Genomic DNA, 14062 nt, shown 5'->3' with positions numbered 1-14062 from the left:
TTGCTCGCCCTTTCATGATCATATCGTGCTAGCGACAAAAAATATTAATCGCCGATTTTTGCCCAGGTATCACGTAAACCAACGGTGCGGTTAAACACCAGCTTGGATGGCTGTGAATAGACGCTATCCGCACAGAAATAGCCTTCACGTTCAAACTGGTACGGCGCCATTGGATCGGCTGCACGCAAACCTGGCTCCACGAAGCCCTGTTTGATTTCCAGTGAGTTCGGGTTGATGGTGGTGAGGAAATCCTCCGCCGCGCCCGGATTTGGCACACTGAAAAGACGATCGTACAGGCGGAATTCCGCTGGCAGCGCGTGAATCGCAGAAACCCAATGGATAACGCCTTTCACTTTGCGGCCATCGGCCGGATCTTTGCTCAGCGTATCAACGTCGCAGGTACAATAGATGCAGGTGATATTGCCCTCATCATCCTTCGCTACTCGCTCGGCACGGATCACGTATGCATTACGCAGACGCACTTCTTTGCCCAGCACCAGACGTTTGTACTGCTTGTTGGCCTCTTCACGGAAATCCGCGCGATCGATCCACACTTCACGACTGAATGGCACTTCTCGCGTGCCCATCTCCGGTTTGTTCGGATGATTCGGCATGCTGATGATCTCTTCGTGACCTGCAGGCAGGTTCTCGATCACCACTTTCAGCGGATCCATTACGGCCATCGCACGCGGTGCGTTTTCATTGAGATCGTCACGAATGCACGATTCCAGTGAAGCCATCTCCACGATATTGTCCTGTTTGGTCACACCAATACGGCGGCAGAATTCACGGATGGAAGCGGCGCTGTAACCACGACGACGCAGACCAGATACGGTCAGCATGCGCGGATCGTCCCAGCCTTCGACAACCTTCTCGCTCACCAGCTGAGTCAGTTTACGCTTCGACATCACCGCGTATTCCAGATTCAGGCGTGAAAATTCGTACTGCCGTGGATGAACCGGAATGGTGATGTTATCCAGCACCCAATCGTACAGACGACGGTTGTCCTGGAACTCCAGCGTACAGAGTGAGTGCGTAATGCCTTCAATCGCATCCGAAATGCAATGGGTGAAGTCGTACATCGGATAGATGCACCACTTGCTGCCAGTCTGATGGTGATCGGCAAACTTAATGCGATACAGCACTGGATCACGCATCACGATGAAACTGGACGCCATGTCGATTTTGGCACGCAGACAGGCTTTGCCCTCTTCGAAACCGCCATCGCGCATCTTCTGGAACAGCGCTAGGTTCTCTTCCACGCTGCGATCGCGATACGGACTGTTTTTGCCCGGTGCCGTCAGGGAACCGCGATATTCACGGATCTCATCTGCTGACAGTTCATCAACATAGGCCAGGCCTTTGTTGATCAGCTCAACCGCATAGTTGAACAGTTGGTCGAAGTAGTCTGAGGAGTAACGAATGTTGCCGCTCCACTCAAAGCCCAGCCATTGCACATCACGCTTAATGGATTCAACAAACTCCAGATCTTCTTTTACTGGGTTAGTGTCGTCGAAACGCAGATTGCACTGACCTTGGTAGTCTTGCGCGATACCAAAGTTCAGGCAGATAGATTTCGCATGGCCAATATGCAGATAACCATTGGGCTCAGGCGGGAAACGGGTATGCACACTGTTGTGCTTACCGCTCGCCAAATCTTCGTCGATGATCTGACGAATAAAGTTCGTTGGGCGGGCTTCAGCCTCACTCATCTCAAAATCCTCAAAAACTATAACGGGTGATTTGTACCACGAAGTAACGGAGTATGATCCACAAAGCACAGGAGGGAAACAACCGTTTGTTGGTCGTTTTAAAACAAAAAAGGCAGGAATCGCTTCCTGCCTTCTGGCTCAATCACAAGGACTTAGCCTTTAACCTCGTACAGCGGGGTTTGGCCTGCAACCACTGAACCGGTTGCCAGTAAATTCAGACCAGCGAAATCATCGCTGTTGCTGACCACAACCGGACTGATCATCGAGCGGGCGTTGGCATTGAGGAAGTCTAAATCCATTTCCAGGATTGGCTGACCTGCAGTGACCGTTGTGCCCTCTTCAACCAGACGCGTGAAGCCTTTACCTTCCAGTGCCACCGTATCCAGACCCATGTGCACGACGATCTCGACACCGTTTTCCGCTTCGAGGCAGAACGCATGGTTGGTATTGAAGATTTTCACCACGGTTCCGGCTGTTGGCGCAACCACAGTTTTACCAGTTGGTTTGATCGCCAGACCATCGCCGACCGCCTTACTGGCGAACGCTTCGTCAGGCACATTTTCCAGCGCAACAATGTCACCGGTTACTGGTGCCAGCAGCGTAGCAATCACAGCTTTTTCGCTGTTTAGCACCGCCTGTGGTTTCACAGCCGCAGCAGGCGCAGCCGTTGACGCGGCAGCAGATGCCGCAACCGGACCTTTGCTCAGGACAGTTTTCATTGCCATCGCAATGCTTTCCGCCTGAGTACCGACGATGACCTGCACGCTTTGTTTGTTCAGACGAATCACACCGGAAGCACCGAGACGCTTAGCCACACCTTCATTAACCTGCGCAGAATCTTTAACGTTCAAACGCAGACGAGTGATACAGGCATCGATGTGGGTCAGGTTTTCTGAGCCCCCCACCGCCGCAATGTAACGACGTGCCAGCGATTCAGTTTGGCTTTCACCGTTGCCGCTGTTATCGACATTGACGTCATAACCATCAGTTTCATCGCCCGCAGAGAGTTCGCGGCCCGGCGTCATCAGGTTAAATTTCTGGATGGTGAAGCGGAACACCGCGTAGTAGATAACGAAGAACACCAAACCTTGTGGGATCAGCATCCACCAGTGGACCGCCAGCGGGTTTCGCGTTGACAGCACCATATCCACCAGACCCGCACTGAAGCCGAAACCGGCAATCCACTGCATGCTCGCGGCGATGAACACAGAAAGACCTGTCAGTGCCGCGTGAATCACATACAGCACCGGCGCCACGAACATGAAGGAGAATTCCAGCGGTTCGGTGATACCGGTAAAGAAGGCTGCAAAAGCCGCCGCCAGCATGATACCGCCGACTTTGGCGCGGTTTTCTGGGCGTGCGCAGTGGTAAATTGCCAGCGCTGCACCTGGGAGACCGAACATCATGATTGGGAAGAAGCCCGCCTGATAACGACCGGTGATGCCTGGGATACCGGTACCTTCAGCGATAGACTGCGCGCCGCCGAGGAATTTAGGAATATCGTTAATGCCAGCAACGTCGAACCAGAATACCGAGTTCAGTGCGTGATGCAGGCCAACAGGAATCAGCAGACGGTTAAAGAAGGCGTAGACGCCCGCACCGATTGAACCCATTTTCTGGATGTGCTCACCAAAGCTCACCAGTCCACCGAAAATGATCGGCCAGATGTACATCAGCACGAAGGCGACGACGATCATCAGGAAGGAGACAAGGATCGGCACCAGACGGCGGCCGCTAAAGAACGACAGCGCTTTTGGCAGCTCAACGTGGCTGAAGCGGTTATAAACCTCAGCAGAGAGAATACCCACCAGGATACCAACAAACTGGTTATTGATTTTACCGAAGGCGGCAGGCACTTGCTCCACCGGTATTTTCTGAATCATCGCTACCGCAGCCGGTGAACAGAGTGTGGTCACCACCAGGAAGCCGACGAAGCCGGTTAACGCTGCTGCACCATCTTTATCTTTTGACATACCGTATGCCACACCAATGGCAAACAGCACGGACATGTTGTCGATGATCGCCGAACCGGATTTGATCAGCAGTGCCGCCAGCGCATTACCTGCGCCCCAGCTATCTGGATCGATCCAATATCCAACACCCATCAAGATTGCCGCTGCCGGCAGAGTCGCTACCGGCACCATAAGCGCGCGGCCGACCTTTTGCAGATATCCTAATACACTCACCTTATTCTCCCCCTATGAGACTGGCGTTTTGCCGTGGCGCAGGTTGATTTTATTATCCTGTCGCCCGGTACCTTGATGACACTTTTCACCACGAGGCGCAGTGTAAAGACAAATTAATTCGCCTCGCAAATTAAAACCACTACAACTGTGACTTTAATCACCAAAATGGTGGTTTGATAATGCGAAATGCTAGCCAGCACCACAAACTTATTTTATGATGAAAAATATCGAGTCGCACTTTTCCCGGATGGCTACGCTTAAACGCATTACGCTTAAAGCAGAAAACTGTCAGAGAAACGGCAACTCCACATTTCCAATCTTAATTGAGGTGAAGACATGAGACTGATCCCGTTGGCCACACCGACCCAAGTGGGTAAATGGGCTGCACGCCACATTGTTAACCGCATTAATGCGTTTAAGCCTAGCGCAGAACGTCCTTTCGTGCTGGGTCTGCCAACCGGTGGAACACCACTGGAAGCGTACAAGCACCTGATTGACATGCACAAAGCGGGCCAGGTTAGTTTCGAGCACGTTGTCACCTTCAATATGGATGAGTACGTTGGCCTGCCAAAAGAGCATCCGGAAAGTTACCACAGCTTTATGTACCGTAACTTTTTCGATCATGTTGATATTCAACCGAAAAATATCAATCTTCTGAATGGCAATGCCGAAGATATTGACGCAGAATGTCGTCAATACGAAGAGAAGATCCGCGCTTACGGCAAAATTAACCTGTTTATGGGCGGCGTGGGCAACGACGGTCACATCGCCTTCAACGAACCGGCTTCTTCACTCTCCTCACGTACACGCATCAAAACCCTGACGCACGACACGCGCATCGCAAACTCACGTTTCTTTAACGGTGATGTGGATCAGGTGCCGAAATACGCCCTGACGGTCGGTGTCGGTACGCTGCTGGATGCCGAAGAAGTGATGATTCTGGTTACCGGCCATCTGAAAGCGCAAGCGCTGCAGGCGGCGGTTGAAGGTAACGTCAACCACATGTGGACCATCAGCTGCCTGCAGCTGCATGCCAAATCTGTCGTGGTCTGTGACGAACCCGCCACCATGGAACTGAAAGTGAAAACCGTGAAATATTTCCGCGAAATGGAAGCGGAAAATATGAAAGGTGTGTGAAAACACGTTGTAACAAAACCTGCTGCTTTCAGGCAGCAGGCTTAGCCGGGAGAGAGAAACGATGTACGCATTAGTGAACGGCCGGATTTTTACCGGTCATGAAATTCTGGACAATCATGCAGTTGTGATTGCGGATGGCCTGATTGAGCGCGTGTGTCCGCGTGATGCCCTGGACGCGGCAATTGCACAGCAGGGTGTGGCTGGTGCGTTTATCGCTCCTGGTTTTATTGATTTGCAGCTCAACGGCTGCGGTGGCGTGCAGTTCAACGATGACATCAATGCACTGAGCGTTGAAACGCTGGAGATCATGCAGCGCGCCAACGAGAAGTCAGGCTGCACCAGCTATCTGCCGACGCTGATTACCAGCACCGATGCGCTGATGAAACGCGCCGTCGAAACCATGCGCGCCTATCTGGAAAAGCATCAGAATCAGGCCATCGGCCTCCATCTGGAAGGTCCGTGGCTGAATAAAGCCAAGAAAGGCACGCACAATCCTGAACTGATTCGTTTGCCGGATGCCGAGCTGGTAGATTTCCTGTGCGCCAATGCCGATGTCATTACTAAAGTCACGCTGGCACCTGAAAATGCAGGCAGCGAAGTGATTCGTAAGCTGCGCAATGCCGGCATCATTGTTTCAGCCGGTCACTCCAACGCAACTTATGAAGAAGCAAAAATTGGCTTCAGCGCGGGCGTCAGTTTTGCCACGCATCTTTATAATGCTATGCCAACCTTTGCCGGACGTGAGCCAGGTCTGATCGGTGCGCTGTTTGATTCGCCTGATGTATACTGCGGCATCATTGCGGATGGTTTACATGTCCATTACGCTAATGTGCGCAATGCAAAACGCATTAAAGGCGACAAACTGGTGTTAGTGACGGATGCCACAGCACCGGCGGGCGCGTCGATTGATCAATTCATTTTTGCAGGCAAAACAATATACTATCGCGATGGCCTGTGCGTTGACGAGAACGGTACGCTCAGCGGTTCTGCCTTGACCATGATTGAAGCGGTGCAGAACAGCGTTGAACATTGCGGTATCGCTCTTGATGAAGCGCTGCGTATGGCGACGCTCTATCCGGCGCAGGCGATGGGTGTGGAGAAGCAGTTAGGCACGGTCGAAGCAGGAAAAGTCGCCAACCTGACTGTCTTTACCCGCGATTATCAAATCACTAAGACGTTCGTCAACGGAGACAACGTCCTCAGCGAGTAAGCATTGAATGACCACTGGCGGCCAGTCTCAAATAGGAAATGTTGATCTTGTTAAACAACTTAATAGTGCAGCCGTCTATCGGCTAATCGATCAACAGGGGCCGATTTCGCGCATTCAGATTGCCGAACACAGTCAACTTGCGCCCGCCAGTGTCACCAAAATTACCCGCCAGCTCATCGAGCGCGGCCTCATCAAAGAGGTGGAGCAACAGGCCTCCACCGGTGGGCGTCGCGCCATCTCCATCATTACTGAAACCCGGCATTTTCATACTATAGGCGTGCGCTTAGGGCGTAATGACGCCACGTTGACGCTGTTTGATCTGAGTGGGAAATCGCTGGCGCAGGAAGATTATCCGCTGCCGGAGCGCACCCAGGAAACGCTGGAGAATGCGCTGTTCAATGCCATCAGCGCCTTTATGGCGGCGCATCAGCGGAAGATTCATGAGCTGATTGCCATTTCAGTGATTCTGCCCGGTTTGGTCGATCCCATTAACGGCATCATTCGCTATATGCCGCACATCGCGGTAAGTCACTGGCCTCTGGTTTCCAGCCTGAAAAAACGCTTTAACGTCACCAGCTTTGTGGGCCATGACATTCGCAGCCTGGCGCTGGCCGAGCACTACTTCGGTGCAAGTCGCGATTGCGCAGACTCCATTCTGGTGCGTTTGCATCGCGGAACCGGTGCCGGAATCATCGCCAACGGCCATATTTTCCTCGGCAGTAACGGTAACGTCGGTGAGATTGGCCATATTCAGGTTGATCCATTGGGTGAACGTTGCCACTGCGGCAACTTTGGCTGCCTGGAAACCATTGCAGCGAACGGTGCGATTGAAAACCGCGTGCGCCACCTGTTGAACCAAGGCTATCCCAGTTCATTAACCTTGAATGACTGTCTGATGCCGCAGATTTGCCGCGCCGCTAACCACGGCGACGCGCTGGCGTGTGAAGTGATTGAGTATGTCGGCCGCTATTTAGGAAAGGCGATTGCTATCGCCATCAACTTGTTTAATCCACAAAAAGTGGTGTTAGCCGGTGAAATTACTGAAGCCGATAAAGTGCTGTTTCCTGCCATTGAAGGGTGCATTAACACGCAGACGCTTCCCGCTTTCCGTAAAAACTTGCCGGTGGTGCGTTCCGAGCTCGATCATCGCTCGGCTATTGGCGCCTTTGCGCTGGCAAAACGCGCTATGCTGAATGGCATTTTGCTGCAACATCTGCTGGAAGAGTAATCACCAGCCTGCTTTTTTAGCGGGCCCGACCGGATGCAATTTATGACGATTAAAAGCGTAATCTGTGACATCGACGGCGTGTTGATGCACGACAATACCGCCGTTCCCGGCGCGAACGAATTTCTGCAGCGCATTCTGGCGAAGGATATGCCGTTGGTGGTGTTGACCAACTATCCTTCGCAAACCGCGCTGGATCTAGCGAACCGTTTTGCCAACGCTGGCATTGACGTCCCCGATTCAGTGTTTTACACCTCGGCGATGGCTACCGCCGATTTCCTGCGCCGCCAGGAAGGGAAAAAAGCCTACGTGATCGGTGAAGGTGCGCTGATTCATGAGCTGTATAAAGCCGGCTTCACCATCACTGATGTCAATCCAGATTTCGTCATCGTTGGAGAAACGCGCTCCTTCAACTGGGAGATGATGCATAAAGCCGCTTTCTTCGTGGCCAATGGCGCACGTTTTATCGCCACCAATCCCGATACGCACGCGCGCGGCTTTGTTCCGGCGTGCGGAGCGCTGTGCGCGGGCATCGAAACCATTTCCGGCCGTAAACCGTTTTATGTCGGCAAGCCGAGTCCGTACATCATGCGCGCAGCGTTAAACAAGATGCATGCGCATTCGGAAGAGACGGTGATTGTCGGCGATAACTTGCGCACAGACATTCTGGCAGGCTTCCAGGCGGGTTTGGAAACCATTCTGGTGCTGTCTGGCGTATCCACGCTGAGTGATATTGATGCCATGCCTTTCCGCCCGGATTGGATTTATCCGTCGGTTGCCGATATCGACCTGTTCTGAACCCAGTCATCACCTCTTCTTATAGCCCTGCTCATGCAGGGCTTTTGTTTTTTCTGGTGTTAAGCCTGAGTTTGCCGCTCGCAGCATGACCACAAAATGAACAAAAAGGCCATTTCATTAGATGACATCTAAAATAACCACGCATAAAGTGAATAATATTCAATATTACTTGCCCATCAACATTCTTTTTATCAAAGAATCGCAATTTTGCTTGCGCTAACACCACCATTTAGCGCATTTTCTTATGCATCACGCAGTCAAGGCTGCCGGACAAACGTAGAAATAACTTCGCCACAAGGTGAGATCAGGAGTCAGTTATGTGTTCAATTTTTGGTGTGCTGGATCTGAAAAGCGATCCTATTGAGCTGCGCAAGAAAGCGCTGGAATCTTCTCGTCTGATGCGTCATCGCGGCCCGGATTGGTCAGGTGTTTATGCAGATGATAAAGCTATTCTCGTGCATGAGCGTCTTTCGATTGTTGACGTTAACAACGGCGCACAACCGCTGTATAACGCTGACCACACCCACGTACTGGCTGTTAACGGCGAAATTTACAACCATCAGGCGCTGCGTGCTGAGTTGAGCGATCGTTACGCTTTCCAAACCGGTTCTGACTGTGAAGTTATCCTCGCGCTGTATCAGGAAAAAGGCGTTGATTTCCTCGACGAACTGCAAGGCATGTTCGCCTTCATCCTGTGGGACAGCGTGAAGCAACAATATCTGATTGGCCGCGACCATATCGGCATTATCCCGCTGTATATGGGCAACGACGAGCACGGCAATCTGTATGTCGCTTCCGAGATGAAAGCACTGGTACCGGTGTGCCGCAGCATCAAAGAATTCCCGCCGGGAAGCTACATGTCGAGCGCCGATGGTGAAATCCGTCGTTACTGGCAGCGTGACTGGATGGAATATTCCGCCGTTGAACACAACACCACAGATGCCGCCGAATTGAAGCATGCTCTGGAAGAGTCCGTAAAAAGTCACCTGATGTCTGACGTGCCTTACGGCGTGCTGCTGTCCGGCGGTCTGGACTCATCCATCATCTCTGCCGTGACCAAACGCTTTGCTGCCAAACGCGTAGAAGATGCGGATAAAAGCGATGCATGGTGGCCGCAGCTGCACTCCTTCGCGGTTGGCCTGGAAGGTTCTCCAGACCTGAAAGCGGCGAAATCGGTCGCAGAACACCTTGGCACCGTGCACCACGAAATCCATTTCACCGTGCAGGAAGGTCTGGATGCGATTCGTGACGTGATTTACCACATCGAAACCTATGATGTGACCACCATTCGCGCCTCTACGCCGATGTATTTAATGTCGCGTAAGATCAAAGCGATGGGCATCAAAATGGTGTTGTCCGGTGAAGGTGCAGATGAAGTCTTTGGCGGCTACCTCTATTTCCATAAAGCGCCAAATGCCAAAGAATTCCACGAAGAGAACGTGCGTAAACTGCTGGCTCTGCACATGTTTGACTGTGCTCGCGCCAACAAAGCGATGTCCGCATGGGGCGTGGAAGCGCGTGTGCCGTTCCTCGACAAGAAATTCCTCGACGTGGCGATGCGCATCAATCCGGCAGACAAGTTGTGCGGCAGCAACGGTAAGATGGAAAAACACATCCTGCGTGAATGCTTCTCTTCTTATCTGCCAGAAAGTGTGGCGTGGCGCCAGAAAGAGCAGTTCTCAGACGGTGTTGGCTACAGCTGGATCGATACGTTGAAAGAAGTGGCGGCGAAGCAAATCACTGACCAACAGCTGTCGACTGCGCACTTCCGCTTCCCGTACAACACGCCGAACTCGAAAGAAGCGTATCTGTATCGCGAGATCTTTGAAGAGTTGTTCCCGATCGCCAGCGCTGCTGAGTGTGTGCCGGGCGGTCCATCGGTGGCCTGCTCTTCTGCTAAAGCGATTGAGTGGGATGAAGCCTTTAAATCAATGGATGACCCTTCAGGTCGTGCCGTTGGCGTGCATCAGTCCGCGTACAAATAAGGTTTTTACTCAACAAGATAAGGGGCTCATTCGAGCCCCTTTTTTATGCAATCTATCGTACAACCTTTGAAATTTGCCGAATAAATCACCAGCCTGGTTACAAGCCAGACAAACAGGCGTTTTAAGGCGAAAAACGGCAAAAAAATTGTTGACGCTACAAGACTCAATACGCATAATGCGCCCCGCAACGCCGATGAAGGTTACGCGAAAAAGATGGCTACGTAGCTCAGCTGGTTAGAGCACATCACTCATAATGATGGGGTCACAGGTTCAAATCCCGTCGTAGCCACCATCTTTTTGCGGGAGTGGCGAAATTGGTAGACGCACTAGATTTAGGTTCTAGCGCCGCAAGGTGTGCGAGTTCAAGTCTCGCCTCCCGCACCATTTCAGTCTTCGGCAGCCGGATGGGGTATCGCCAAGCGGTAAGGCACTGGTTTTTGATACCAGCATTCCCAGGTTCGAATCCTGGTACCCCAGCCAATCCGGATTATGTTGTGGATACAAAATCGACGAATGGGATATCGCCAAGCGGTAAGGCACCGGTTTTTGATACCGGCATTCCCTGGTTCGAATCCAGGTATCCCAGCCATCGTCGGACGCAGTAAGCAGTACCAAGGCTACGTAGCTCAGCTGGTTAGAGCACATCACTCATAATGATGGGGTCACAGGTTCAAATCCCGTCGTAGCCACCAAATTATTGGGGTGTCGCCAAGCGGTAAGGCTCTGGTTTCTGATACCAGCATTCCGGGGTTCGAATCCCTGCACCCCAGCCATAAAAAGACAATTTGATCAAACACCTATTGGGGTGTCGCCAAGCGGTAAGGCACTGGTTTCTGATACCAGCATTCCGGGGTTCGAATCCCTGCACCCCAGCCAAATTGCACAACAAAGCCCGCTTATGCGGGCTTTATTGTTTTCTGCGTTCGGGGATTAATCAGGAGCGCATAAATGCGCCCCCTACGATCACAAACCTAATGCGTAACGCAGCACCTTGCGTTTCAACGCTCCAGCATTCTCGGCCGCAATCAGCGCCAGGTTACGTGCAAAGCGCAGCGGCGGCAGCTTATTACTAAACGCGAAGTAGAACAGATCCATTCCACCTTGCATCAGTAAGTTGTCCTTATAACGCTGGCGATGATAGCGCTGTAGCACAGCGTCCGATGACCAGGGTTCAGCCTGGTTGCGCGCTTCGACCAACGTCGTGATCAACGCATCCACATCCCGATAGCCCAGATTAACGCCCTGCCCGGCCAGCGGATTGATGGTGTGCGCCGCATCGCCCACCAGCGCCAAACCCGGTATCACATACCGTGTGGCATGACGCCGCACCAACGGGAAAGAGGCGGCGGTTTTCACCCGAATACGCCCAACGCGTGCCGGGAAGTGTGCATAAATCTCTTTCTCCAATTGCTGGAGTGGCAAACTTTGCAACTGGCGGATGCGGGCGGGCGCGTCGTACCACACCAGCGAAGCGCGACGATCAAACAGCGGCAGGAAAGCGCGCGGCCCTTGTGGCGTAAATTGCTGCCAGGTGGAATCGCCTGCATCCTGCTCGCACTCCACGCTGATCAGCATGCAGGATTGCGCATAGTTCCAGCCACGCACGCCAATGCCCGCTAACTGCCGCACACGCGAGTTGGCGCCATCTGCGCCGACCACTAAACGCGCATCCAGCGTTTGGCCGTTATCGAGTTGCACATGCCAGCCAGCGCCGTGCTGCTGCAACCCCTGTAAGCTCGCCGGGCAGATCAGCGTGATGCCCTCTTCCTGCATTTTTTCCCACAGCGCACGTTGCAGCACGCTATTTTCCACCATAAAGCCCAGCTCAGGCAGCCCAAGCGACGACGCATCAAACTTCACATGTGCGTTTTGCCACTCCCAGGTTTCCAGCTGACGATAAGGTGCACAACGCATCGCCTGCACGCGCGACCAGACATCCAGTTGCTGCAACAACGCCACCGACGACGCACCAATGGCGGAGATGCGCACATCCGGCTCGCTGCTGGCATCAAAGATTGCGGGTTCCGCCCGTTCAATCACCGCTACGCGGAACTGCTGCTGCGCCAGACCACATGCCAGCGCCGCACCGACCATGCCACCGCCCACGATCACCACATCAAAATGTGAATCCTGCATCGACTCTAATCCTTCTTTTTGCCGTGAGGCCTTCCAGCATCACGTTGATAGCTAAAGTGTACCGGAAATTAGCCACGTGATGCGATGCAGATGCGTGAAGCCTGGTAACAACAGCGTCGAAGCATTACAATACGCGCCCTGCACTTCGCTTGAATCAATGGCTAGTTCGATGACCAAAAAACTGCACATCAAAACCTGGGGCTGTCAGATGAATGAATACGATTCATCGAAGATGGCCGATCTGCTGAACAGTACGCACGGCTACACCCTTACCGAGGAAGCTGAAGAGGCGGATGTTCTGCTGCTCAACACCTGCTCTATCCGTGAAAAGGCGCAGGAGAAGGTTTTTGCTCTGTTAGGCCGTTGGAAAAAGCTGAAAGCAACCAATCCCGATCTGATCATCGGCGTGGGTGGCTGTGTCGCCTCACAGGAAGGTGAACGCCTGCGTCAGCGCGCCAGTTACGTCGATATCGTCTTTGGCCCGCAAACGTTGCATCGCCTGCCGGAGATGATCAACACCGTGCGCGGCAGCAAAAGCCCGGTTGTTGACATCAGCTTCCCGGAAATCGAGAAGTTTGATCGCCTGCCTGAACCGCGCGCCGATGGCCCAACCGCCTTTGTATCGATCATGGAAGGCTGCAACAAATATTGTACTTTCTGCGTGGTGCCTTACACACGCGGCGAGGAAGTCAGCCGTCCGAGCGACGATATTCTGCTGGAAATCGCTCAGCTTGCCGCTCAGGGCGTGCGTGAAGTTAACCTGCTGGGCCAGAACGTCAACGCCTATCGCGGTGCCACATTTGATGGCGACATCTGCACCTTTGCTGAATTACTGCGCTTAGTGGCGGCGATCGACGGCATTGACCGAATTCGCTTCACCACCAGCCATCCGATTGAATTCACCGATGACATCATCGAGGTTTACCGCGATACGCCTGAGCTGGCGAGTTTCCTGCACCTGCCGGTACAGAGCGGCTCAGATCGCATCCTGACGCTGATGAAGCGCGCGCACACCGCACTCGAGTACAAAGCGATTATCCGCAAGCTTAAAGCTGCGCGTCCGGATATCCAGCTGAGCTCGGATTTCATCATTGGATTCCCCGGCGAAACGCAGCAGGATTTTGAGCAGACCATGAAGCTGGTTGGCGAAGTGAATTTCGATGTTAGCTTCAGCTTTATCTACTCGATGCGTCCAGGTACGCCGGCCGCCGATCTGCCCGACGATGTGACAGAAGAGGAGAAAAAGCAGCGCCTCTTCATTCTGCAGGACCGCATCAATCAGCAGGTGATGGCGTGGAGCCGCCGCATGCTGGGCACCACACAGCGCGTGCTGGTGGAAGGCATTTCACGTAAGAATGTGATGGAGCTGACCGGCCGCACCGATAATAACCGCGTGGTGAACTTTGAAGCGCCGGTAGAAATGATCGGTAAGTTTGTTGATGTTGAAATTGTTGATGTCTATGCCAGCTCCCTGCGCGGCGTGCTGGTGCGCACCGAAGATCAAATGGCGCTACGTGTGGCCGAAAGCCCGGCTTCGGTGATTGCTCGTACCCGAAAAGAGAACGACATCGGCGTCGGCATGTTCCAGCCTTGAAACCTCGAACGTTGAGCGACAGCGCACAACGCGCTGTCGCCTGTTTCATCCCAAAGCCCTTGCTTTCCACAAGTGCTGC

The 14062-nt window shown here is 53.0% G+C and carries 9 protein-coding genes and 7 tRNA genes; 13 read left to right on the top strand and 3 right to left on the bottom strand.

Annotation, left to right across the window (positions count from 1 at the left end; all coding sequences use genetic code 11):
- Positions 1-44: 44 nt before the first annotated feature.
- Both glnS and nagE read right to left on the bottom strand, forming a co-directional pair.
- The gene (gene glnS, locus AC6I8A_RS06035) at positions 45-1712 is read right to left on the bottom strand and encodes a glutamine--tRNA ligase (RefSeq protein ID WP_256695920.1); all 1668 of its coding nucleotides are present in this window, start codon (positions 1710-1712) and stop codon (positions 45-47) included.
- Positions 1713-1864: 152 nt separating this feature from the next.
- Positions 1865-3898 carry an N-acetylglucosamine-specific PTS transporter subunit IIBC gene (gene nagE / locus AC6I8A_RS06030; RefSeq protein ID WP_265299561.1) on the bottom strand — a complete coding sequence of 678 codons (2034 nt, stop codon included), beginning with the start codon at positions 3896-3898 and terminating at the stop codon, positions 1865-1867.
- A gap of 336 nt (positions 3899-4234) precedes the next feature.
- Between nagE and nagB the strand changes: the two genes are divergently transcribed.
- From nagB to AC6I8A_RS05970, 12 genes are all read left to right on the top strand, one after another.
- Entirely contained in the window at positions 4235-5035 is an 801-nt protein-coding gene (gene nagB, locus AC6I8A_RS06025; protein WP_061717380.1) for a glucosamine-6-phosphate deaminase, read from the top strand.
- Between the two features lie 61 nt (positions 5036-5096).
- Entirely contained in the window at positions 5097-6245 is a 1149-nt protein-coding gene (gene nagA, locus AC6I8A_RS06020; RefSeq protein WP_497818180.1) for an N-acetylglucosamine-6-phosphate deacetylase, read from the top strand.
- A gap of 7 nt (positions 6246-6252) precedes the next feature.
- Positions 6253-7473, top strand: coding sequence for a DNA-binding transcriptional regulator NagC (gene nagC / locus AC6I8A_RS06015; RefSeq protein ID WP_137385370.1), 1221 nt, complete (start codon positions 6253-6255; stop codon positions 7471-7473).
- 42 nt (positions 7474-7515) lie between these two features.
- On the top strand, positions 7516-8268 hold the full coding sequence (locus AC6I8A_RS06010) for an HAD-IIA family hydrolase (RefSeq protein ID WP_036649098.1): 753 nt from the start codon (positions 7516-7518) through the stop codon (positions 8266-8268).
- Between the two features lie 317 nt (positions 8269-8585).
- The gene (asnB, locus tag AC6I8A_RS06005) at positions 8586-10253 is read left to right on the top strand and encodes an asparagine synthase B (protein WP_008107047.1); all 1668 of its coding nucleotides are present in this window, start codon (positions 8586-8588) and stop codon (positions 10251-10253) included.
- A 215-nt stretch (positions 10254-10468) separates the two neighbouring features.
- A tRNA-Met gene (locus AC6I8A_RS06000) sits at positions 10469-10545 on the top strand.
- Positions 10546-10552: 7 nt separating this feature from the next.
- Positions 10553-10637, top strand: a tRNA-Leu gene (locus AC6I8A_RS05995).
- A 21-nt stretch (positions 10638-10658) separates the two neighbouring features.
- Positions 10659-10733: transfer RNA gene (locus tag AC6I8A_RS05990), tRNA-Gln, on the top strand.
- 34 nt (positions 10734-10767) lie between these two features.
- A tRNA-Gln gene (locus AC6I8A_RS05985) sits at positions 10768-10842 on the top strand.
- A 26-nt stretch (positions 10843-10868) separates the two neighbouring features.
- Positions 10869-10945 (top strand) — tRNA-Met (locus AC6I8A_RS05980).
- A gap of 6 nt (positions 10946-10951) precedes the next feature.
- A tRNA-Gln gene (locus tag AC6I8A_RS05975) sits at positions 10952-11026 on the top strand.
- Positions 11027-11054: 28 nt separating this feature from the next.
- Positions 11055-11129 (top strand) — tRNA-Gln (locus AC6I8A_RS05970).
- A gap of 87 nt (positions 11130-11216) precedes the next feature.
- Here AC6I8A_RS05970 and ubiF read toward each other — a convergent pair.
- A complete protein-coding gene (gene ubiF, locus AC6I8A_RS05965; RefSeq protein WP_293796486.1) occupies positions 11217-12389 on the bottom strand; it encodes a 3-demethoxyubiquinol 3-hydroxylase in 1173 nt (390 codons plus the stop codon).
- A 169-nt stretch (positions 12390-12558) separates the two neighbouring features.
- Between ubiF and miaB the strand changes: the two genes are divergently transcribed.
- Positions 12559-13983 carry a tRNA (N6-isopentenyl adenosine(37)-C2)-methylthiotransferase MiaB gene (miaB, locus tag AC6I8A_RS05960; protein WP_008103648.1) on the top strand — a complete coding sequence of 475 codons (1425 nt, stop codon included), beginning with the start codon at positions 12559-12561 and terminating at the stop codon, positions 13981-13983.
- Positions 13984-14062 lie beyond the last annotated feature (79 nt).

It is taken from the genome of Pantoea sp. X-Soil-ISGK-275, from assembly GCF_059730795.1.
The sequence above is the reverse complement of the archived record's forward strand: the minus strand, read 5'-3'. Positions and strand labels throughout refer to the sequence as shown.

Coding starts and splice junctions, on each gene's coding strand:
- glnS (WP_256695920.1), bottom strand. CDS start 1,712: ATGAGTGAGGCTGAAGCCCGCCCAACGAACTTTATTCGTCAGATCATC.
- nagB (WP_061717380.1), top strand. CDS start 4,235: ATGAGACTGATCCCGTTGGCCACACCGACCCAAGTGGGTAAATGGGCT.
- nagA (WP_497818180.1), top strand. CDS start 5,097: ATGTACGCATTAGTGAACGGCCGGATTTTTACCGGTCATGAAATTCTG.
- nagC (WP_137385370.1), top strand. CDS start 6,253: ATGACCACTGGCGGCCAGTCTCAAATAGGAAATGTTGATCTTGTTAAA.
- AC6I8A_RS06010 (WP_036649098.1), top strand. CDS start 7,516: ATGACGATTAAAAGCGTAATCTGTGACATCGACGGCGTGTTGATGCAC.
- asnB (WP_008107047.1), top strand. CDS start 8,586: ATGTGTTCAATTTTTGGTGTGCTGGATCTGAAAAGCGATCCTATTGAG.
- ubiF (WP_293796486.1), bottom strand. CDS start 12,389: ATGCAGGATTCACATTTTGATGTGGTGATCGTGGGCGGTGGCATGGTC.
- miaB (WP_008103648.1), top strand. CDS start 12,559: ATGACCAAAAAACTGCACATCAAAACCTGGGGCTGTCAGATGAATGAA.